The sequence below is a fragment of the Rhizobium sp. YS-1r genome (assembly GCF_000757525.1).
Taxonomy (GTDB): domain Bacteria; phylum Pseudomonadota; class Alphaproteobacteria; order Rhizobiales; family Rhizobiaceae; genus Neorhizobium; species Neorhizobium petrolearium.
In genome coordinates, this window is sequence record NZ_JPYQ01000006.1 from 281,749 (window position 1) to 300,905 (window position 19,157).

General features: G+C 60.1%; 21 protein-coding genes. 9 read left to right on the forward strand and 12 right to left on the reverse strand.

Annotated elements, in window-relative coordinates; genetic code table 11:
- Nucleotides 1-46: 46 nt before the first annotated feature.
- The 4 genes from JL39_RS05825 to JL39_RS05840 all read right to left on the reverse strand — a co-directional run bounded on the left by JL39_RS05825 (nt 47) and on the right by JL39_RS05840 (nt 5,141).
- Nucleotides 47-1,087, reverse strand: coding sequence for an ABC transporter ATP-binding protein (locus JL39_RS05825; protein WP_037147281.1), 1,041 nt, complete (start codon nt 1,085-1,087; stop codon nt 47-49).
- Nucleotides 1,075-2,769 (reverse strand): iron ABC transporter permease, encoded by a 1,695-nt coding sequence (locus JL39_RS05830; protein WP_037147284.1) that lies wholly within the window; start codon nt 2,767-2,769, stop codon nt 1,075-1,077. The genes JL39_RS05825 and JL39_RS05830 overlap by 13 nt, the downstream gene beginning before the upstream one ends.
- 12 nt (nt 2,770-2,781) lie before the next feature.
- Entirely contained in the window at nt 2,782-3,765 is a 984-nt protein-coding gene (locus tag JL39_RS05835) for an ABC transporter substrate-binding protein (RefSeq protein WP_037147287.1), read from the reverse strand.
- 152 nt (nt 3,766-3,917) lie between these two features.
- The gene (locus tag JL39_RS05840) at nt 3,918-5,141 is read right to left on the reverse strand and encodes a PLP-dependent aminotransferase family protein (RefSeq protein WP_037147291.1); all 1,224 of its coding nucleotides are present in this window, start codon (nt 5,139-5,141) and stop codon (nt 3,918-3,920) included.
- Between the two features lie 181 nt (nt 5,142-5,322).
- Here JL39_RS05840 and JL39_RS05845 point away from each other — a divergent pair, with 181 nt between their 5' ends.
- Nucleotides 5,323-6,006 (forward strand): hypothetical protein, encoded by a 684-nt coding sequence (locus JL39_RS05845; RefSeq protein WP_037147294.1) that lies wholly within the window; start codon nt 5,323-5,325, stop codon nt 6,004-6,006.
- A gap of 62 nt (nt 6,007-6,068) precedes the next feature.
- On the opposite strand, the gene ilvC is transcribed toward JL39_RS05845, so the two are convergent.
- The 3 genes from ilvC to JL39_RS05860 form a co-directional block, all read right to left on the reverse strand.
- Nucleotides 6,069-7,088 carry a ketol-acid reductoisomerase gene (gene ilvC / locus JL39_RS05850; protein ID WP_037147297.1) on the reverse strand — a complete coding sequence of 340 codons (1,020 nt, stop codon included), beginning with the start codon at nt 7,086-7,088 and terminating at the stop codon, nt 6,069-6,071.
- A 39-nt stretch (nt 7,089-7,127) separates the two neighbouring features.
- Complete coding sequence (locus tag JL39_RS05855; RefSeq protein ID WP_037148499.1) at nt 7,128-7,766, reverse strand: TetR/AcrR family transcriptional regulator; 639 nt, start codon at nt 7,764-7,766, stop codon at nt 7,128-7,130.
- Between the two features lie 132 nt (nt 7,767-7,898).
- Nucleotides 7,899-8,807, reverse strand: a complete 909-nt coding sequence (locus JL39_RS05860; protein WP_037147300.1) for an AraC family transcriptional regulator — start codon at nt 8,805-8,807, stop codon at nt 7,899-7,901.
- A 209-nt stretch (nt 8,808-9,016) separates the two neighbouring features.
- Here JL39_RS05860 and JL39_RS05865 point away from each other — a divergent pair, with 209 nt between their 5' ends.
- Complete coding sequence (locus JL39_RS05865) at nt 9,017-10,063, forward strand: NAD(P)-dependent alcohol dehydrogenase (protein WP_037148501.1); 1,047 nt, start codon at nt 9,017-9,019, stop codon at nt 10,061-10,063.
- A gap of 53 nt (nt 10,064-10,116) precedes the next feature.
- Here JL39_RS05865 and JL39_RS05870 read toward each other — a convergent pair whose 3' ends face one another.
- Nucleotides 10,117-10,473, reverse strand: a complete 357-nt coding sequence (locus JL39_RS05870) for a helix-turn-helix domain-containing protein (protein ID WP_227702977.1) — start codon at nt 10,471-10,473, stop codon at nt 10,117-10,119.
- A gap of 202 nt (nt 10,474-10,675) precedes the next feature.
- Here JL39_RS05870 and JL39_RS05875 point away from each other — a divergent pair, with 202 nt between their 5' ends.
- The 3 genes from JL39_RS05875 to JL39_RS05885 all read left to right on the forward strand — a co-directional run bounded on the left by JL39_RS05875 (nt 10,676) and on the right by JL39_RS05885 (nt 13,367).
- Nucleotides 10,676-11,560, forward strand: a complete 885-nt coding sequence (locus JL39_RS05875) for an SDR family oxidoreductase (RefSeq protein WP_037147306.1) — start codon at nt 10,676-10,678, stop codon at nt 11,558-11,560.
- 85 nt (nt 11,561-11,645) lie between these two features.
- Nucleotides 11,646-12,362: an aspartate/glutamate racemase family protein gene (locus JL39_RS05880; RefSeq protein ID WP_037147309.1), complete on the forward strand. Its 717-nt coding sequence runs from the start codon at nt 11,646-11,648 to the stop codon at nt 12,360-12,362.
- Nucleotides 12,363-12,419: 57 nt separating this feature from the next.
- Nucleotides 12,420-13,367: a helix-turn-helix domain-containing GNAT family N-acetyltransferase gene (locus JL39_RS05885; protein ID WP_037147312.1), complete on the forward strand. Its 948-nt coding sequence runs from the start codon at nt 12,420-12,422 to the stop codon at nt 13,365-13,367.
- Between the two features lie 58 nt (nt 13,368-13,425).
- On the opposite strand, the gene JL39_RS05890 is transcribed toward JL39_RS05885, so the two are convergent.
- A complete protein-coding gene (locus tag JL39_RS05890; protein WP_037148503.1) occupies nt 13,426-14,178 on the reverse strand; it encodes a pyridoxine 5'-phosphate synthase in 753 nt (250 codons plus the stop codon).
- 342 nt (nt 14,179-14,520) lie between these two features.
- On the opposite strand from JL39_RS05890, the gene JL39_RS05895 reads away from it, so the two are divergent.
- Nucleotides 14,521-15,219 (forward strand): MerR family transcriptional regulator, encoded by a 699-nt coding sequence (locus JL39_RS05895; protein ID WP_037148505.1) that lies wholly within the window; start codon nt 14,521-14,523, stop codon nt 15,217-15,219.
- Here JL39_RS05895 and JL39_RS05900 read toward each other — a convergent pair whose 3' ends face one another.
- The 3 genes from JL39_RS05900 to JL39_RS05910 all read right to left on the reverse strand — a co-directional run bounded on the left by JL39_RS05900 (nt 15,220) and on the right by JL39_RS05910 (nt 17,299).
- On the reverse strand, nt 15,220-16,347 hold the full coding sequence (locus JL39_RS05900) for an ATP-dependent RecD-like DNA helicase (RefSeq protein WP_037147314.1): 1,128 nt from the start codon (nt 16,345-16,347) through the stop codon (nt 15,220-15,222).
- A gap of 116 nt (nt 16,348-16,463) precedes the next feature.
- On the reverse strand, nt 16,464-16,940 hold the full coding sequence (locus JL39_RS05905) for an SRPBCC family protein (RefSeq protein WP_037147317.1): 477 nt from the start codon (nt 16,938-16,940) through the stop codon (nt 16,464-16,466).
- Nucleotides 16,937-17,299 (reverse strand): metalloregulator ArsR/SmtB family transcription factor, encoded by a 363-nt coding sequence (locus tag JL39_RS05910; protein ID WP_037147320.1) that lies wholly within the window; start codon nt 17,297-17,299, stop codon nt 16,937-16,939. Before JL39_RS05910 ends, JL39_RS05905 begins: the two co-directional genes overlap by 4 nt.
- Nucleotides 17,300-17,447: 148 nt before the next feature.
- Between JL39_RS05910 and JL39_RS05915 the strand changes: the two genes are divergently transcribed.
- From JL39_RS05915 to JL39_RS05925, 3 genes are read left to right on the forward strand one after another with little or no spacing between them, the layout of a single operon-like run.
- Nucleotides 17,448-17,822: a lipoprotein gene (locus JL39_RS05915; protein ID WP_037147323.1), complete on the forward strand. Its 375-nt coding sequence runs from the start codon at nt 17,448-17,450 to the stop codon at nt 17,820-17,822.
- On the forward strand, nt 17,806-18,372 hold the full coding sequence (locus tag JL39_RS05920) for an RNA polymerase sigma factor (protein WP_037147326.1): 567 nt from the start codon (nt 17,806-17,808) through the stop codon (nt 18,370-18,372). The genes JL39_RS05915 and JL39_RS05920 overlap by 17 nt, the downstream gene beginning before the upstream one ends.
- On the forward strand, nt 18,369-19,154 hold the full coding sequence (locus tag JL39_RS05925; protein ID WP_037147328.1) for an anti-sigma factor: 786 nt from the start codon (nt 18,369-18,371) through the stop codon (nt 19,152-19,154). The genes JL39_RS05920 and JL39_RS05925 overlap by 4 nt, the downstream gene beginning before the upstream one ends.
- The last annotated feature ends 3 nt before the right edge of the window (nt 19,155-19,157 follow it).

Here is a 19,157-nt window from a genome sequence, read left to right on the forward strand (position 1 = left end):
GATTCCCTATTCTCGTCAGCACCATAACCACCAGAATGCCGCGTGGCTACAATCTCCAGGCCGAGCGGATGATAACCGTCAGGGTATCGCCAACCCTGAACGATCGACGGCTGAAGGCACGCAGGGTCTGGCCATCCGCAAGGGCAAGGCGCAGCGCATAACGCTCGCCTTCGAAGAGAACCGAAAGAACGCTGACCGCCACCCCTTCCGCCGCGATCTCCACATCCTGCGGGCGGACGAGGATATCCGCAACCGGATCATTCCCCCGCCCAATCTCCCGCGTCGATAGCAGCGACTGCATGGCCGGCCAGTCGAGAAGCCGCCTGTCACCATCCGGAGACGGAAGGGAAAGAATTGCGCCTTGCCCGATCAATCCACCGACCAGCCGGCCGTCCGGCCGCGCATAGATCTCCTCGGGGGCCGCCACTTGCAGGAGCCGGCCTTCCGACATCACCGCCACGTCCGTCGCCAGCGCCATCGCCTCCGCCTGGTCGTGTGTGACGTAGATCATCGTCGCTCCCGATCGCGCATGAAACTCGCGAAAGGTCTCCTCCATTTCCTGCCGCAGATGCCGGTCGAGATTGGCAAGCGGTTCGTCGAGCAGCACGACATCGGGTTCCGTCACGAGGCAGCGGGCGAGCGCGACGCGCTGGCGCTGGCCGCCGGACAGGTCGGCCGGTCGTCGATCGGCGTAGCTCTCGAGCCGGACGGCAGAAAGGGCATCCTTCACCTTCCGTTGTCTCTTCTCGCCGGGAACGCCGCGCACCTTGAGCGGATAACCGACGTTCTCCGCGACGCTCATATGCGGCCAGAGCGCATAGGACTGGAAGACCATCGCCATATTGCGGTTTTCCGGCGGCACCATCTCGCTCGCATCCGCCAGTGTCCGTTCGCCGAGCAGGATCGAACCGTCTGTCGGTTGCTCGAAACCGGCGATCATCCTGAGCACGGTCGTCTTGCCGCAGCCGGAAGGGCCGAGCAAAGCCAGAAAGCCGCCTTCCCTGACGGTGAGCGACACGCCGTTCACCGCGGGCCTGCCGCCCGTTTCAAACGACTTGGAAAGGCTGTTGAGGATCAGCTTCGCCATGGCACCACACCTTTCGGCAGTCGCTTCGCCATCAGTTCCAGCACCAGCATCATCACCACGACCATGATGACGACGAGGACCGAAAGAGCAGACGCGAGGTTGAAACTGCCGCTGTCGTCGAGATTGTAGATCGCCACGCCGAGCGTCTGCGTGCCGGCCGACCAGAGGAGCGCCGAGATGGTCAGCTCGTTGCATGCGATCAGGAAGACGAGGATCACCGAGGCGCCCGCCGCCGGCGCCACCAGCGGCACGAGGATATCGGCAAGCCGCCGTCCGAAACGCGCCCCCGAAAGCCGCGCCGCCTCTTCGAGCGAGGGATCGAGCTGCCGGAAGGCGCTCACCACCGGCTTCAGGCTGACGGCAAAGAAACTTGAGAAATAAGCGATCAGGATGATCCATATCGTCCCGTAGATCGAGATGCCGATCACCGGAACGGGTGCCGCAAAGACGAGGATAAAAGCCACTGCCAGCACGATGCCCGGCAGGGCATAGGGGATCTCGGCGAGAGCCGCAATGACCGGTGCGAACCGGCTCCTGCCGCGCACCAGGAAATAACCGGTCAGCACGGTCGCTGCCAGGAGACCAAATGCCGTCGTCAGCGCCAGAGTGACGGAGTTGGTGAATGCCGTGCGCGTCACCGTCTGGCGGAACAGGATTTCCTCATAGGCTTGGATGGTCGCGGTCGAAGAACTCAGCGGCACGCCGTAGGCGGGCGCCAGCGAGCTGGCAACCAGCGCCGTCAGCGGCATCACGAGAATGATCAGGATCGTCAGCCAAAGCGTGATCTCCGCAAACCACCGCCAGGCTCCCAGCCGAAACACCGCCACCTGCCCGGACAGGCCGATAACGCGATAATCACGTCCGCGCAGCACCCGTTCCTCCACGATGAGCCCGACAATCGACAGGATTGCGATCATGGCTGAAAGCAGCGAGACAGCCGCGAATGTGCCGGGTCCGAAACTCGCGAATTTCGAATAGATCAGCGTCGGCAGCGTATAGATCGAAGCGGGGATGCCGAGGATTGCCGGAATGCCGAAATTGCCGACGCAGGAGACGAAGGCGATCGCCGCACCGGCCGCAAAGCCGGGCAAGGAAAGCGGCAGGATCACATCCTTCAGAACCTGCCAGGACGATGCGCCCGCAAGTCTCGCCGCCTCCACCCCATCGCGCGGCAAGGCGAGCAGCCCCGCCCGGAGCGAGAGATAGACGAGCGCCGCATTCTGCACGCCGTAGAGCAATGCAATCCCACCGATGGAATAGAGCGGTTGCGGGCTTCCGAGCGGCGGCGCCAGCCCGAGCGCCTTCAGAAGCGTGCTCGAAGGTCCGGTCATGCCGATCCACGAAAGCGCCGTCACCTGCGGTGGGATCATCGTCGGCAGCATGAAAAGGAAGCCGAGCGCCGCCTTGCCGCGGATATCGAACAGCGTCAGCAGAAGCGCGAAACCGCCGCCGAGCACCACCGCGACAATCATGCCGAAGAAGGATGTCGTCAAGGTATCGTAGACCGCCTGCCAGAGAGCGGGATCGGAGAGAAGCTGATGCGCCCCGCCCTGCATGGCCGACACGATACCGGTCACCGCAAGCCGCCCAAGCGGCAGCACGCTCAGACAAAAGATTACCGTTACGACAAAGGGAAACAGCCAGCGCGGCTGGCTGTTTCCCTGATTCTTAGGTCGCGTCATCAGGCGTTTATATCAGCCTTTGGTGCCGAAGATATCCGAGAAGGTCTTGACGTCGTTCTCGGAATTCTTGAGAGCCTCCGAGGCGTTGATCGGCAGAACCTTGATCGTGTCGCGAGCCGGAAAGCCGGCCGGAACCGCCATGCCGGTGCGAGCCGGGATATAGCCGAGCTGCAGGAAACCCTCCTGCCCCTTCTCGGAAAGCACATAATCGATGAACTTCCTGGCGTTTTCGGCATGCTTGGTGGAAGCGAGGATCGCTGCGGGCTCAGTCACGGCAGACACGCCTTCCTTCGGGAAGACGAACTCGACCGGCGCGCCCTTGGCCTTTTCTCGGATCGGCATGTAATCGACCACGACGCCATAGGCCTTTTCGCCCGATGCGACCGACTTCAGCACGCCGCCATTGCCGCCTGCGGCGATCGCACCATTATCCTTGAGCTGCTTGTAATAGTCCCAGCCGAGATCGGGAACGGCAGTCAGCGTCTGGGCGTGAATGAGCGCGGCACCCGAGGCGAGCGGGCTCGGCATGGTGACAAGACCCTTGGCTTCCGGCTTTGCAAGGTCGGCCCAGCTTGCAGGCTTCATCGACGCCTGGGTATTGTACATGATGCCTGTGGTGATGAGCTTGGTGGAATAATAATAGCCGTCGGCGTCGTAGAGGGCCTTGTCGTAATTGGCGGCTTCCGGCGACTTGTAGGCCAGAAGCTGGCCGGCCTGCTTCATGCGCTCCAGCGTCACCGTGTCGGCAATCAGCAGGACATCGGCGACCGGGTTGCCGGCCTGGATCTCGGCATTCAGCTTCGCCATGATCTGCGGCGTCCCGTCGCGAACCCATTCGACCTCGATACCGGGATTGGCGGCCTTGAAACCGTCGACGGTGGCCTGCGCGTCTGCATTCGGCTGGCTGGTGTAAAGCACGAGGTCGGCGGCTTCGGCCGCTCCGGCGATCATGCCGAACGCCACGAGCGCGGAGAATGCGGAAAGAAGGTTCTTCATCGGAGGTCCTTTCGAGAACATATCACCCGCTTAAACACAGTCTTCTGACACGTATGTGACAATGGAAGCTCCCATACGAATACCCCTCCCGAAATACAGAAAGCCCCGTCTCCTTCCGGCGACAGGGGCTTCGAAATCACACCTCGTGATGATCAGGCGGCTGCAGGGATTGCATTGGTGATCAGACGCCCGAGCCGCTGGATGCCCTCGCTGATCATCGCCTCATCAGCGCAGGAGAAGGAGAGACGCAGCGTATTGGCGCCGGAGCGGTCGGCAAAGAACGCCTGCCCCGGCACGAAGGCCACCTTTTCCGTTTCGATCGACCGGGCGAGCAGGTCGGCGCCATCCAGACCCGCAGGCAGCGTCACCCAGACGAACATGCCGCCTTCCGGCTTCGTCCAGCTTGTACCCTTCGGCATGTATTTGGCGAGCGCTGAGAGCATCGCATCGCGGCGCTTGCTATAGGCAGCCCTGATCTTGGCAACTTGCTCATCGAAACCGCGCGAAGCGACATGTTCGATGGCGATCTGATTGATCGTCGAGGAATGCAGGTCGGCAGCCTGCTTCATCAGCACCAGCTTGCGGATGACCGGCATCGCGGCAACCACGAACCCGACGCGCAGGCCAGGCGCCAGCGTCTTGGAAAAGCTGCCGCAATAGATCGTGCGGGTGTTCTCGATGCCGCCCTTGCGGGCAATGTCGAGCGCCAGGATCGGCGGAATCGCCTCGCCGTCATAGCGTAGATGCTGATAGGCAGCGTCCTCGATGACGGCGACATTCAGTTCATCAGCAAGTTCAAGGATCTTATCGCGACCGGCCCGGTCGACCGTCTCACCGGTCGGGTTGGCGAAGTCGACCGAAAGATAGGCGAACTTCACGGCTCCGCCGGCCTTTGCCGCCGTCTCGCGATAGGCATCCGGCGTGCGGTTGCCGAAGGAGAGCTGGTCATAGTTCGGCTCATAGGCGTTGAAGGCCTGCAGCGCCCCCAGATAGGTCGGCCAGGTGACGAGTGCGGTGTCCTTCGGCGATAGGAAGAGCTTGCCGAGATAATCGAGCGCCTGCTGCGATCCGGAGGTGATGAAGACGTTCTCGACCTCGCACTGGACGCCGATCCGGGCCATTTCGCCGCGGATCCATTCGCGCAGCGGCTTGTAGCCTTCGCTCACCGAATATTGCAGCGCCGCATTCACCTGCGCGCCGGAGAAGATATCCGCATAGGCTTGCCTGAAGGCCTCGTCCGGGAAAAGCGCCGGATCGGGAATGCCGCCTGCGAACGAGATGATGTCCGGCCGCTCCAGGAGTTTCAGGAGTTCGCGGATTTCGGAGGCGCGCATGCGGCCGGAGCGCGTCGCAAAGATATGTTCCCAATCAAGCACGGAATGTTTCCTCTTATTTCAACTTTCTATGTCCGTTCTTTACACAAAGATCGATTGGTCAGCAATGCTGACCTATTGTGCTTCCGGTCGATTTTTGATCACATAATGTAACGCCCTCCAGATTCCACACGAAATACTTCCACCGTGATTGAAATCGGTGAGGAAATTGCGATGTTGGCATATGGCCAGCGAAAAACTCGAAAAGCTCCTTCAGCGAATAGTTGAGTGGACACCCATCTCCGACTTTCATCTCCTCTGCGATGAGTATTTTACCAGTAGCAGGCCCGAAGAGGAGATAAAAAATTTCCGGCTGGGTAAAAGCGATTTAAAAAAGTTGCGAGATGAGGTTGTTCCTGCTCTTCATTTTACGAAAGCGACCCGTGTATCCGGACAGATCAAGTTTGCGCTCTCCGATACCGTACCAGATTGTTGGATCGAGGGAATGGAAGCGCCGCAAACGGTCCGAGGAATCGAAATCACTCGCGCCCAAGCCGCGTCTCAGTATTGGCTAGCCACAGAGTTAAACGAGCACGGACACGGACGTGGCTTTTTAAATATTCCTGACGGGAGCGAGAATGCTCAATTTCGAGAGGCACTCGCTAAACCAGCAAGAGCGCATTCCACCGATGAAGCATTATCCGCTGCTTTTGACGGCGTCAAAAAATGCCTCGTAAACAAGAACCACAAAAAATACGCTGAACATCATTTGTTAATTGAAGCACCGATCGGAAACGAAACACTGCCTGCTCATTATTGGCAGTCGATTGTGCCAAGCTTGAAGAAACTAGCGAGATCATTGCCTTCACCTCAAATTCACCTCATTGGAAAAGACCCAGCGGAAACCCTGTATTTCAGATTGAAATAGCATCACAAAGAAGGCCGGTGCATATGCACCGGCCTTCAAAAGTCTTGCTGTCGCGACCGGGCTCAGTTTACCGACTTGTCGACCAGCTTGTTCTTGCCGATCCAGGGCATCATGCCGCGCAGCTTGGCGCCGACTTCCTCGATCTGGTGGCTGTCGTTCATGCGGCGGATGCCCTTGAAGCGGGCCATGCCTGAACGGTATTCCTGCATCCACTCGGAGGTGAACTTGCCGGTCTGGATATCCTTCAGCACGCGCTTCATCTCGGCCTTGGTCTCTTCGGTGATGATGCGCGGACCGGTGACGTATTCGCCCCATTCGGCCGTGTTGGAGATCGAGTAGTTCATGTTGGCGATGCCGCCTTCATAGATCAGGTCGACGATCAGCTTCACTTCGTGCAGGCATTCGAAATAGGCCATTTCCGGCGCATAACCGGCTTCCACCAGCGTCTCGAAACCAGCACGGATGAGCTCGACCAGACCGCCGCAGAGAACGACCTGTTCGCCGAACAGGTCGGTTTCGCACTCTTCCTTGAAATTGGTCTCGATAATGCCCGAACGGCCGCCGCCGACGCCGCAGGCGTAGGAGAGAGCGAGTTCAAGCGCATTGCCGGAAGCGTTCTGGTGAACGGCGACGAGGCAGGGCACGCCGCCGCCCTTCTGGTATTCGCCGCGAACCGTGTGGCCCGGGCCCTTCGGTGCGATCATCACGACGTCGACCGAGGCCTTCGGCTCGATCAGGCCGAAATGCACGTTGAGGCCGTGGGCGAAGGCGATTGCCGCGCCGTCGCGGATATTCGGGGCGATCTCGGCCTTATAGATGTCGGCCTGCAGTTCGTCCGGGGTCGCCATCATCATCAGGTCGGCCCACTTGGCAGCTTCGGCAACGGTCATCACTTTGAAGCCGTCGGCTTCCGCCTTCTTGGCGGTCGCCGAACCGGATTTCAGCGCGATCGCAACGTTCTTGGCGCCGGAATCCTTGAGGTTCAGCGCATGCGCGCGGCCCTGACTGCCATAGCCGATGATGGCCACGTTCTTTGCCTTGATGAGGTTGATATCGGCATCCCGATCATAATAAACGCGCATCGTTATTCCTTCCCTATGCGTGTGATTTGTTGATGTTCGTCATCGTCCCGCGAAGGCGCCGAGCGCATCCGCCGATTGCTTCTGCGTACCGTGCAGCGTCAGGAAGGCTTCGACCGCCCTCTCCGCCTGGCGCGCATTGTCCTTGAGGCCGGGTTCGCCGAGCAGCATGCGCACATGCAGGTCGGAGACGATCAGGCCGTAAAGCGTGTGGTAGGCTGAATCCGCGTTGTCGAAACGCAGAAGCCCTGCCCTCTTGCCCTGTTCGATGAGAGCCATGGCGCGCCGGTCGATTTGGCGACGGCCGTGCTCGAGCAGCAGCTTGCCGAGCTTGGAACCTTCACGGCTGGATTGGCCGATGGCGAGCCGGTTGAGCGCAAGCGATACGTCGCCGGCAAGCACTGCCAGCAGATCGCGGGCAAAAAGTTCGAGATGGTCGCGCAGCACATCCACCGTCAGCCGTTCACCGGGGCGTTCATGCGTGCGTACCTTGCTCGCCTGATAAGCGATCATCGCGGCCAGCAGGCCTTCGCGGTCGCCGAACCACTTGTAGAGGCTTTCCTTCGAGCAGTTGGCCGCCCGTGCAAGGCCCGAAGTCGTCAGCGCCTTCTCTCCGCCTTCCACAAGCAGCCGAAGCGCCTGTTCCAGAACGGCGTTCTGGCGCGGCGTAAATTCGGGCATGTCGGCGGCGTCGGGTTTCACTGCGATATCCTTTGCGTACCGTACGGTACGGTTCTTGATCCGCTTATGGCGCAGGCAAAGCCGTCCGTCAAGAGGGAGGGACCCGGATGTGTCGGCGAAAATGGCCGGAACTTATTCCGCGGCAACGGCCTCGCGCACCGCGTCCATATCCCTTGCCGGCGACACGCCGTAGAGCCGGCTGTATTCTCGGCTGAATTGCGATGGACTCAGGTAACCGACGCGATGACCGGCATTGCCGGCATCCAGCCCCTCGACCAGCATCAGCCGGCGGGCCTCGTGAAGCCGGAGGCGCTTCTGGTACTGCACCGGCGTCATGGCGGTGATCGTCTTGAAGTGATGATGGAAGGACGACACGCTCATGCTGACGTGTTCTGCCAGATCTTCGATGCGCAACGGTCGTGCGAAATTTTCTCGGAGCCATGCGATGGCGCGGGCTATCCTGTTGCCGTGATTGTCAGCAACAGCGATGTTGATCAATTGTCCGCCGGCCGGGCCGGTGAGAATGCGGTAGAGGATTTCCTGCTCGATCAGCGGTGCCATCGCCCCGATATCTCCTGGATTATCGAGCAAACGCATGAGCCGCACTGCGGCATCGAGAAGCTCCGGCGTCGCATGGTTGACGACGATGCCGCGCTGCCCGCTCGCCGGCACATTCGGCTGTCTTATACCCGCGCGGCTGAGCAGGTCGAGCAGTCGTTCGCCGTTGATGGCAAACGTCAGGCAGAAATGCGGGATCTCCGGGCTTGCTTCGACCACACGCCAGACGACCGGCAGGTCGAGCGACGTCAACAGATAGTGACCGGGACCGTAATTGATGGTATCCGCCCCAAGTTGCACGCTCTTTGCGCCCTGAATGACCATCGCGAAACAGGGACGGTAGCTGCCGTGGCAGGGCACGCTCGGCGTAGATCGGCGGCTGATCGCGAGGCCTTCGATGGTCGTCAGGTGCTCGCCGTCACCCGAGGCGAAGCGGTCTGAGATCGAGGCGATTTCCTGATAGGGGTTGAACGGCAGCGTCATGCGGTAAACCCCTCCTGGGCTGATGGAAACGCTGTCTGCGTTTGCCCCTATTTAGAATGCCTCTCCGCATCCGCAAATAGCCGCCCCGCTTACTTTTGCAGGATCGTGCAAGAAGCTTGCAGGATCGATCTAACGCTGTTGCGGTCGGCCGAGGCATAGTCCGCCCGTCCAATTCCCCTCCCAACTTCAAAAGATGAATGGAGCTTTCCATGGCTATTGCAAGAGGCTATGCCGCCACCGACGCGTCGAAACCCTTGACGCCCTTTACCTTCGAGCGCCGCGAACCCAATGCCGATGATGTGGTCATCTCGATCCAGTATTGCGGCGTCTGCCATTCCGACATCCACCAGGCCCGCAACGAATGGGGCAATTCCCATTATCCCATGGTGCCTGGCCACGAGATCGTCGGCACGGTGACCGCCGTCGGTTCGTCGGTCACGAAATTCAAGATCGGCGACCACGTTGGCGTCGGCTGCTTCGTCGATTCCTGCGTCGGCTGCGCCGCCCGCGATCTCGATAACGAGCAATACCTGCCCGGCCTCGTCCAGACCTATAACGATTTCGAAGCCGACGGCGAGACGCCGACCTATGGCGGCTATTCCGATTCGATCGTCGTCAAGGAAGGCTACGTCCTGTCGATTCCGGACAATCTGCCGCTCGACGCTGCAGCCCCCCTGCTCTGCGCCGGCATTACCCTTTACTCGCCGCTGCGCCACTGGAACGCCGGCCCCGGCAAGAAGGTTGCGATCTTGGGTATGGGTGGCCTCGGCCACATGGGCGTCAAGCTTGCTCATGCGATGGGCGCCGACGTGACGGTGCTCAGCCAGTCGCTGTCGAAAAAGGAAGACGGCTTGAGGCTCGGCGCGGATCACTATTATGCGACCAGCGATGCCGAGACGTTCAAGGCGCTCGCGGGCACGTTCGACCTCATCATCTGCACCGTCAGCGCCGAGATCGATTGGAACGCTTATCTCAACCTGCTCAAGATCAACGGCTCCATGGTCCTGGTCGGCGTTCCGGAACATGCCGTGCCCGTGCATGCCTTCTCATTGGTTCCAGGCCGCAGGAGCCTCGCCGGCTCGATGATCGGTTCGATCAAGGAAACCCAGGAAATGCTGGACTTCTGCGGCGAGCACAACATCGTCTCGGAGATCGAGAAGATCAATATCAGCGAGATCAACGAGGCCTATGAGCGCGTCCTGAAGAGCGACGTACGCTACCGCTTCGTCATCGACATCGCCTCGTTGAAGGCTTGATCGAAACGGTTTGATAAAAGAGGGCGGCTTTCGAGCCGCCTTTTTTCACGTCACTATACTTCGCTTTCATCGAACTTCGCACGTGCCGCCTTCACTGCAGGATGATTCTCTTCTGCCCATCGCAGCACCTTGGAAAGCGGCTCGAACAAGGAACGACCGAGTTCGGTCATCCGGTATTCGACACTCGGCGGCTTGGTCGGAAAAACCTGTCTGTCGACATAGCCATCGCGCTGCAGGTCACGCAGCGTCTGGGTCAGCATGCGCTGCGATATGTCCGGCACCAGCCGGCGCAGTTCACCGAAACGATATGGACGACGCGCCAGAGCCTCCAGCAACAATGTCGACCACTTGCCGGCGATGCGGTCGATGACATCGCGTACGGGACAATTGCCGGCATCCCAGCCGGACATATCACATTCCTGGCCGTCCAGGACGGGTTTGTGAGCTGACTTGAGCACCATGGGAGTGGTTCCCTCCAGGTAACGATCTCCCCGAAAACTGCCTCCTTTACACAACATAGTCAATTCCTATTCTAGTGTTAGTCTCTTTTCGAGACCAACATTCCATACCGCGCCGAAGGCGTCGGTTTGCTGCTAGGAAGGAAATTCTGAGATGACCAAACTCCTCGTTACCGGCGCCGCTGGAAAGCTTGGCCGCGCAGTCCTCCATCACCTTATGGAGACCGGCGGGATCACGCCGGGCGATATCGTCGCCGCAAGCCGAGATACAAAAAAGCTCGCCGATGTGGCGTCCAAAGGCATCGAGACACGCATGGCCGATTTCGACGACGAAGCAGGTCTCGTCAAGGCATTCACCGATGTCGATCGCGTGCTGATCATCTCGACCGATGAACTCGCGACACCCGGCAAGCGTATCGCTCAGCACAAGGCTGCCGTTTCTGCCGCAGCAAAGGCCGGCGTCAGGCACATCATCTACACGTCCATGCCGAACCCGGACAAGTCGCTCGTCAGCTTCGCGCCCGACCATCTCGGCACGGAAGAGGTGATCAAGGCAAGCGGCATTCCCTACACGATCCTGCGCAATTCCTGGTATGCCGACAATTATCTGATGGGCATGCCGCACAACCTGCAGGTCGGCACGTGGTACACCGCCATGGGCGCCGGCAAGGTTTCCAACATCGCGCGCGACGACTGCGCCCGCGCCGCCGCTGCGGTGCTCGCCAATCCGCCGGCCGGAAACAGGATCTTTACCCTGACCGGCCCGGAATCGCTGACCGCTGAGGAAATCGCCGCACGCGTCGCCAATGCGGCGGGGAAACCGCTCGAAGTCGCGAATGTCACCGACGAACAGCTCACCCATGGCCTGGCAGGTGCAGGTCTGCCGGGTTTCGTCGTTCAAATGCTCGTCTCGGCAGACGCCAATATCCGCGCAGGCAATTTCGACCTGGTGACGGACGACTTTGAAGAACTCACCGGTCGCAAGCCGCAGAACCTTACCGCCTATCTCGAAACGCAAAAGGCGGCGCTGACCGGCTGAGGCAATCGTCAGCTTGGATTGCAAATCTAAATTATCCGATGTAATTAGATGATCAATCTAATTTCTTCTTACTTTGGAGAAAATAATGCGGAGAATCGGCCTTATCGGTGGGATGAGTTTCGAAAGCACGGCCGTCTATTACCGGCTGATCAACGAAATGGTGCGCGACCGCCTCGGCGGCCTCGCATCCGCCGATCTTCTTCTCCATTCGGTCAATTTCGCCGACGTGGTCGAGATGCAGAAAGCCGGCCGCTGGGACCTGGCAGCCAGGCATCTCGCCAGAGGTGCCGCAAGCCTCGAAGCCGCCGGCGCCGAATGCGTGCTGATCTGCACCAACACCATGCATCTCGTCGCCTCCGAAGTCCAAGCCTCGGTCGATATTCCGCTTATCCATATCATCGATGAAACCGCCAAAGCGCTGAAATCGAATGGTCTCAAGCGCCCTCTCCTGCTTGCCACCCGTTACACGATGGAGCATGGCTTTTATACCGATCGTATGGCGGCACTCGGGGTCGATGTCCTGGTGCCGGATGCGGAAGATCGCACTGCTATCCATAGCATCATCTTCAACGAACTTTGCGCCGGAACCGTATTCGACGCATCCCGCGATTGCGCGATTGCGATGATTGAAAAGGCCAAGGCGACCGGCGCCGACAGCATTATCCTCGGCTGTACCGAAATCTGCCTTCTCCTCGATCCGAAAAACCTGCCACTTCCCTGCGCCGATTCCACCGCAATCCATGCCCAGGCGGCGGTCGATTTCGCGTTGGGCAACGGCGAGGCCAATCAGGTCGCTGCCTGATTTACTTGACTTAGTCAAATAAATATTGGACAGAGTCTCCAAAAGGAGATTCTGCCCATGATCGCGTCCGAAACCATCGAGACCATCCGCGCTTTCAACCGTTTCTACACGAACAAGATCGGTGTCCTCGCAAAGGATTATCTGGCAACGCCCTATACCCTCGTCGAGGGACGTATTCTCTATGAAATGGGCGCACGGGAACGTGTCTCGGCCACTGAGCTCAATCGCGATCTCGGTCTCGACCCCGCCTATCTCAGCCGCATCCTCAAGAAGTTCCGCGAAGCGGGTTTCATCGACAGCGAACCTGATCCGGCCGACAAACGCAGCCAGATCCTCAATATCACCGACAAGGGACGGGAAATCTACGAAACGCTCGGGGAGCGTTCCCGCCGCCAGATCGCTGATGACCTTCAGAACGTGGACGAAGCGAGCCAGGCAAGGCTGGTCGGCTCGATGCAGACAATCCGGGCGATCCTCGATCCCTCCTCGGCAACTCCGTCTCAAGCAGTCATCATGCGCCCCCATCGCATCGGCGACATGGGCTGGCTGATTGAGGCCCAGGCAACTGCCTATGCCCGAGAATACGGCCTGAACGAAAAGTTCGAAGCGCTGATTGCCGAAATCGCGGGCAAATTCGTTGCCAACTTCAATCCAGAACGGGAGCGCTGCTGGATCGCCGAGCGCGACGGCCGACGGGTCGGCTCGGTCATGGTGGCGGATGGCGGCGGCGATACGGCGAAGCTCCGCCTCCTCTACCTGGATCCGGCAGCCCGGGGTCTTGGCCTCGGCAGGACATTGATCGAGCAATGTATCAAATTCTCGACCTTAGCCGGCTATAAGAAACTGTCGCTATGGACCAATGACATTCTGACGGCGGCGATCCATATCTACAAGACCGCCGGCTTCCGGCTTGTCTCCGAGGAGAGACATGCGATGTTCGGCCCGGAATGCGTGGGCCAGACTTGGGAATTGGATCTCAGAGAGGCGAAGCTTTCAGTGGCCTAGCGCAATTCCAGGGACATGCGCTGCCGCTTTCCGTCGGGAATTGCGTAGGGAAAACCGGTCAAACCGCCTGACCACAGGCGCGGCGGAAGCGGTGCACGGTTTCCGCCATGCCGTATTCCAGCGCATCCGCCGTCAGGCCGTGGCCGATCGAAACCTCGGCGAGTTTCGGGATGCGCTTGATGAGCGCCGGCAGGTTGGCGACGGTGAGATCGTGACCTGCATTGACGCCAAGCCCTTCCGCCAAAGCGGCATCCGCCGTCCGGCCGAGATCATCGAGAATCTTCGCGCCCCGTTCAGGATCATCGAAGCAACCGCCATAAGGCCCGGTGTAAAGCTCGATACGGTCCGTGCCGGTCGCCCTGGCAAGCTTCACCGCCTCGACATCGCCGTCGCCATCGGCAAACAGGGATACCCTCATGCCCTTCTTCTTGAGCCGCGCCACGATCGGCTTCAGGAGTTCGCCGCTCGCCCGGAAATCGAAGCCGTGGTCGGAGGTCGCCTGGCTTGGATCGTCCGGCACCAGCGTCACCTGCTCCGGCTCCGTCTTTTCGCAAAGCGCCAGAAAATCCTCACTGGGATAGCCTTCGATATTGAACTCGGCATCTGGGAATTCGTCGTCGATCAGCGCGCGGATAACCGGCAGGTCGGAGAAGCGGATATGACGCTGATCCGGACGCGGATGCACGGTCAGCCCCGCCGCTCCCGCCTGAAGCGCAATGCGCCCGAGACCCTCGACGCTCGGCCAGGGCAGGTCGCGGCGGTTGCGCAGCATGGCGATGGCATTGAGGTTCACGGAAAGCTTGGTCGGCATGGCAAAATCCATTCTGCGAAAACTTCCCCGCTTTTAGGGCATGCCCTGCCGAAAGACCACGGGCTTCGATAAATTGCACCTATAAAGAGTTTTCATGGACGAAAATTCACGAGGCGGCCGGGACTATCATTTTCTAAAATTTTACGTAACCTATCTCTAACAGAATTCGCTGATCGGACCTCAGGCGGCGAAATGACGGTCGGAACGGCGAATTCTGTCATCCAATCACATCGGGTCCGCATTTTCAGTGCCGAGGATTTTGCCCGCGGGCTTGGCGCTCAAGCGCAGCCCTGGGACGTGGACTTGAACAAAGACGCCATTTCGCAGGATCGAGGGGACCCGATGCGGAGCGACGCCATACACACGATACATGGAGGCGGTGCGCCGCCTGCCCTTGGAACCGCCCCCGGGCACTTCAATTTCCTTCCGCAGGTCTCCCTGCCCTTCGATATGCCCGAGGGACCGGTGGCGATCGCCGAGATGGCGGATCTCTTCGGCGTCACCCATCGCACCCTGCATTTCTATGAGGAAAAGGGACTGATCACCGCAAAGCGCTCCGGCGCGATGCGCATCTATCACGGTGGGGATATACAGCGCATGGCGGTCATCAATGCCTGCCGGGAGATCGGCATGCCGGTGGCGGTGATCCAGGACCTGATGGAGGAACTGACCACCACGACATCGCAAGCCGAAGCCGACGAACTGTTCCACACTATGCTGGCGCGGCGCAAGCGCGAGCTTACCGCCGACATATCCAATATCCGTCGACAGATGCAGCAGATCGAAAGCCTGCTGAGCGGCGAGGATGAAGACGAGGTGAACGAGACTTGCCGCCCGGTCTCGCTGGCGCTCACCGATATGGAAGGAAGATGCCTGGCGCTCATGGCGGAAGGTTATTCCGCCCCGCGCATTGCCCGTGTCCTCAATCTCCAGTTCGAGGAACTGCGGCACATGGAAGATGGCATCATCCGCAAATTCGAGGCAACCAACCGCTTCCAGGCCGTCGCCAAGGCGCTACTGCTCGGTGTCGTGCCGAATTGATCAGCGCACGATCGTCAGCGTTTCGGCTGCGCGGGTAATCGCAGTATAAAGCCAGCGCTCGCGGGTATCGCGAAAGGCAAAGCTCTCGTCGAACAGCACGACATTGTTCCACTGCGAACCTTGAGCCTTGTGCACGGTCAGAGCATAGCCGTAATCGAACTCGTCATACCGCTTGCGGGTCGACCAGGGAATTTCCCCTTCGCCATCCTCGAAAGCGGCCTTCAGGAGCTTGATCTTGGCGGCCCCCCGGTCCATGTCATCATCTTCCGGCCGGATCATCAGGTTGATGCCGGGCTTCACCGTCTCGCGCGAAGAACTCATCACCTGCCAGAGCGAACCGTTGAGAAGTCCCTTCACCTGGTCGTTCCTGAGGCACACCAGCTTGTCGCCGGATTGCGGATACTCGGCCGTGAACCCCTTCAGCTCCCGGAGCCGCTGGTTGTAGCGCTTGCGGGTCCGGTTGGTGCCGACAAGCACCTGATCTGCCTCAAGGACCAGCGGCTGGGTTACTTCGTTGCGGGAAATCACCTGCGCGGTGCCGTAGTCCCCATACATGATCTCCTTGCCCTCGCGCACGTCCATGGCGAGCTGGATGATCGGGTTGTCGCGGGCCTGGCGATGGATTTCCGTGAGAAGATAATCCGGCTCCTGTTCGGTGAAGAAGCCGCCGCCCGTCACCGGCGGCAGTTGGCCGGGATCGCCGAGCACGAGAATGGGCGTGCCGAAACTCATCAGATCCTTGCCGAGCGCTTCGTCGACCATCGAGCATTCGTCGATGATGATCAGCGCCGCCTTGGCAACCGGGCTCTGGCGGTTGATGGAAAACATCGGGGATATGGAGGTCTTCCCGGTTTCCTCGTCTTCGACCGCCTCTTCGCCCCGCGGGCGGTAGATCAATGAATGGATGGTTTTCGCGTTCCGTGCCCCGCGCGAGCGCAGCACCTGCGCAGCCTTTCCCGTGAAGGCCGCGAAAAGCACATCGCCGTCGACATGCTCGGCGAAATATTTGGCCAGCGTCGTCTTGCCCGTGCCCGCATAACCGAACAGCCGAAAGATCTGGCTGCGTCCCTCTTTCAGCCATTGTGAAACGGCCTTGAGGGCCTCGTCCTGTTGCGGTGCAAATTGCATGCCGGGGACTTGGCAGGATTCGACGAAAAATCGCAACTAAAAAAGAACGAAAGAGGAATCAGAGGCACGGAATGACCTTGTTTTCCTCTATCTTTCGCGGACGGTCGCACGGAGGTTCACTGCGGCCGTTCAACGAGCTTCGCAAGTTGTTCGATGACGGTGCCCCAGCCATCGAAGAACCCCATCTCGTCATGCATCTTCCGGTCTTCAGGGCTCTTGTGCATCACATGCGCGAAGTATTCCGTACCGTCCGGATGATCCTTGAAGGTGATGATCGCCGTCATGAAGGGCTGTTCGGCCGGCCGCCAGCCGCCGGTCAGCGCATTGGTGAAGACGATCCGCCCCTGCTCTTCGCCCGCCAGGAAACAGGCGTTCAAGTGCGGGCCGAAATCCCCGCCGTTCTCGCTCATCTCCGTCTCGAAAGCGCCGCCCGGCCGGATATCCATGGCGACCACCCGGCAGAGCGCGGGTGCCGGAATCCACCACTGCTCGAAAGTGGCCTTGTCGGTCCAGGCATTCCAGACGGAAGCGCGCGGCGCCCTGATGATCCGCGAGATGGTGAGGTCGAGATCCGGATCGAAATTCTGCGTCATCTGCCCTTCTCCCTTTCTTTGGCCCGCAGGAATTCCTCCCTCGCCAGAACAAGCTGCTCCAGCCGGTCGGTGCGGGCTTCCCAGATCGCGCGCTGCTCGGAGAGCCAGTCCTCCAGCATCGAGAACTTTGCCCTTTCCAGCGCACAGGTGCGCACCCGGCCTTTCTTATGCGTGCGGATGAGGCCGCTCTCCTCCAGGAAACGGATGTGTTTCATGAAGGAGGGCAGCGCCATGTCGAAAGGCGCCGCAAGATCGCTGATGCTTGCCGGCCCTTGGCCGAGCCGTCCGAGCACGGCCCTTCTGGTCGGATCCGCGAGCGCCTGGAAGACACTGTCCAACTGGCTTGAATGGTTTTCCATAAGGATAAGTATCATTTCAGAACACTTAGCTCAAGAGATAAGTAATGATTTTTTCGAGAATCTTTACGGCCGACGGAATAAATCCGCTTCCTTCGGTGTCTTGGCATCGGTGGCCGATGGAAGCCGCCGTTCAACCAGGGAGACACCCATGAAGACCTTCATCCTTGTGCCTTTCGCATTGGCAGCGCTGACCACTGCCGCATTCGCTGCCGGCCCGTTCAAGACCGTCAAGACCGCCAAAGGCGACGTGCTTGCCGGCGACAACGGCATGACACTCTACACCTTTAAAAACGACAAGCCCGGCACGTCCAACTGCTATGACAAATGCGCCCAGAACTGGCCGCCGGCCATGGCTGCTTCCGATGCGAAGGCAGATGGTGCATATTCGCTCGTCACCCGCAAGGACGGGTCAAGGCAATGGGCCAGGGAAGGCATGCCGCTTTATTACTGGGTCAAGGACACCAAGGAAGGCGACACGACCGGCGATGGCGTGAACGGCGTTTGGGATGTCGCAAAACCCTGATCAATCCGGTTCCTCCTCGGCGGCGGCGCGCGAGGCACAGGCTCCTGCGCCGCTCTCGTTCGAGGCACAGATCCTCGCTCTCCTGCCACAGCTCCGGCGCTATTCACGCAGCCTGACGCGGTCGGATGCGGAGAGCGAGGATCTGCTGCAGGATTGCGTCGAAAAAGCGCTTATCAACCGGGCGCAATGGCGTGGCGCGAATTTCAAATCCTGGGCCTACAGGATCATGACCCATCTTCATCTGAACGCGCGCCGCTCGGCCGCGCGGCGGCCCGTAGTCGGCATCGAAGATGCGGAGACCGTCGCAGCAAGTTCAGGCTCAGATGATCCGCTGGAGAGGAACCGCCTTATCCAGGCGCTTGAAACGCTGCCGAAGGAGGCGCGCACCGTCCTGATGCTGGTGGTCGTGGAGGGGTATGCCTACCAGGAAGTCGCCGACATGCTGGAGATACCGATCGGCACGGTCATGTCGCGCCTGTCGCGGGCCCGCCAGAACCTGCGTGAGAAAATGCGGGAGGAGAACGTCATTCAATTGCGGAGACCGAAATGACCGAGGCCCGATCCGTATCCGAAGCGGACCTGCACGCCTATGCCGACGGCTTCCTCGATGAGGCCGGCCGCGCCCGCGTGGAGCGTTTTCTGGCTGAGAACCCGGAGGCGGCGGAAATGGTCGCCGACTGGCAGACACAGAACGAGGAACTGCGCTCCGCTTTCGCGACTCACGAAAAATCGAAGCCCACGGATATCCGGCTTCTGTCGATGGGGTTTGCCCGCCCGCCGGCGCAACCCCGGCGTCGATTTGCCTTGGCCGCCGCCGCGGTGGTCATTTTCGCCCTCGGCGCCGCTGGCGGCTACATCGGTCCCCGCCTGTTCGGCCACCCCGAAATCCGACTTGCCTATACGGAAATCCTGCCGCGCGAGGCCCGCAACGCCTTCCTGATCTATGCGAGCGAGGTGCGCCATCCCGTCGAGGTCTTTGCGGACGAGGAGGCGCATCTCGCCACTTGGCTCGGCAAGCGGCTCTCGATCGCCAACCTCAAGGTCCCGAACCTGCAATCCCTGGGCTTCAAGCTGGTCGGGGGCAGGCTCCTGCCGGTCGGCGGCAAGCCGGGCGCCCTGTTCATGTACGAAGACAACACTGGCCAGCGCGTAACGGTTCTGGTCGGGCGCAACAGGGAAAACCGGACGACGAGCTTCCGTTTTGCCTCCGCCAGCGATGTCGAGACCTTCTACTGGATCGACGGTGAACTCGGTTACGCGGTCACCGGCGAGATTTCCCGCGATCTGCTCCAGAAGATCGCCGAAGAATGTTACAGGCAGTTTCCGTCATGAGAG

Excerpts from the sequence above, each read along its gene's own strand:
- JL39_RS05825 (WP_037147281.1), bottom strand. The coding sequence starts at position 1,087 with ATGGCGAAGCTGATCCTCAACAGCCTTTCCAAGTCGTTTGAAACGGGC.
- JL39_RS05830 (WP_037147284.1), bottom strand. The coding sequence starts at position 2,769 with ATGACGCGACCTAAGAATCAGGGAAACAGCCAGCCGCGCTGGCTGTTT.
- JL39_RS05835 (WP_037147287.1), bottom strand. The coding sequence starts at position 3,765 with ATGAAGAACCTTCTTTCCGCATTCTCCGCGCTCGTGGCGTTCGGCATG.
- JL39_RS05845 (WP_037147294.1), top strand. The coding sequence starts at position 5,323 with ATGGCCAGCGAAAAACTCGAAAAGCTCCTTCAGCGAATAGTTGAGTGG.
- ilvC (WP_037147297.1), bottom strand. The coding sequence starts at position 7,088 with ATGCGCGTTTATTATGATCGGGATGCCGATATCAACCTCATCAAGGCA.
- JL39_RS05855 (WP_037148499.1), bottom strand. The coding sequence starts at position 7,766 with ATGCCCGAATTTACGCCGCGCCAGAACGCCGTTCTGGAACAGGCGCTT.
- JL39_RS05860 (WP_037147300.1), bottom strand. The coding sequence starts at position 8,807 with ATGACGCTGCCGTTCAACCCCTATCAGGAAATCGCCTCGATCTCAGAC.
- JL39_RS05865 (WP_037148501.1), top strand. The coding sequence starts at position 9,017 with ATGGCTATTGCAAGAGGCTATGCCGCCACCGACGCGTCGAAACCCTTG.
- JL39_RS05870 (WP_227702977.1), bottom strand. The coding sequence starts at position 10,473 with ATGTCCGGCTGGGATGCCGGCAATTGTCCCGTACGCGATGTCATCGAC.
- JL39_RS05875 (WP_037147306.1), top strand. The coding sequence starts at position 10,676 with ATGACCAAACTCCTCGTTACCGGCGCCGCTGGAAAGCTTGGCCGCGCA.
- JL39_RS05880 (WP_037147309.1), top strand. The coding sequence starts at position 11,646 with ATGCGGAGAATCGGCCTTATCGGTGGGATGAGTTTCGAAAGCACGGCC.
- JL39_RS05885 (WP_037147312.1), top strand. The coding sequence starts at position 12,420 with ATGATCGCGTCCGAAACCATCGAGACCATCCGCGCTTTCAACCGTTTC.
- JL39_RS05890 (WP_037148503.1), bottom strand. The coding sequence starts at position 14,178 with ATGCCGACCAAGCTTTCCGTGAACCTCAATGCCATCGCCATGCTGCGC.
- JL39_RS05895 (WP_037148505.1), top strand. The coding sequence starts at position 14,521 with ATGCGGAGCGACGCCATACACACGATACATGGAGGCGGTGCGCCGCCT.
- JL39_RS05900 (WP_037147314.1), bottom strand. The coding sequence starts at position 16,347 with ATGCAATTTGCACCGCAACAGGACGAGGCCCTCAAGGCCGTTTCACAA.
- JL39_RS05905 (WP_037147317.1), bottom strand. The coding sequence starts at position 16,940 with ATGACGCAGAATTTCGATCCGGATCTCGACCTCACCATCTCGCGGATC.
- JL39_RS05910 (WP_037147320.1), bottom strand. The coding sequence starts at position 17,299 with ATGGAAAACCATTCAAGCCAGTTGGACAGTGTCTTCCAGGCGCTCGCG.
- JL39_RS05915 (WP_037147323.1), top strand. The coding sequence starts at position 17,448 with ATGAAGACCTTCATCCTTGTGCCTTTCGCATTGGCAGCGCTGACCACT.
- JL39_RS05920 (WP_037147326.1), top strand. The coding sequence starts at position 17,806 with ATGTCGCAAAACCCTGATCAATCCGGTTCCTCCTCGGCGGCGGCGCGC.
- JL39_RS05925 (WP_037147328.1), top strand. The coding sequence starts at position 18,369 with ATGACCGAGGCCCGATCCGTATCCGAAGCGGACCTGCACGCCTATGCC.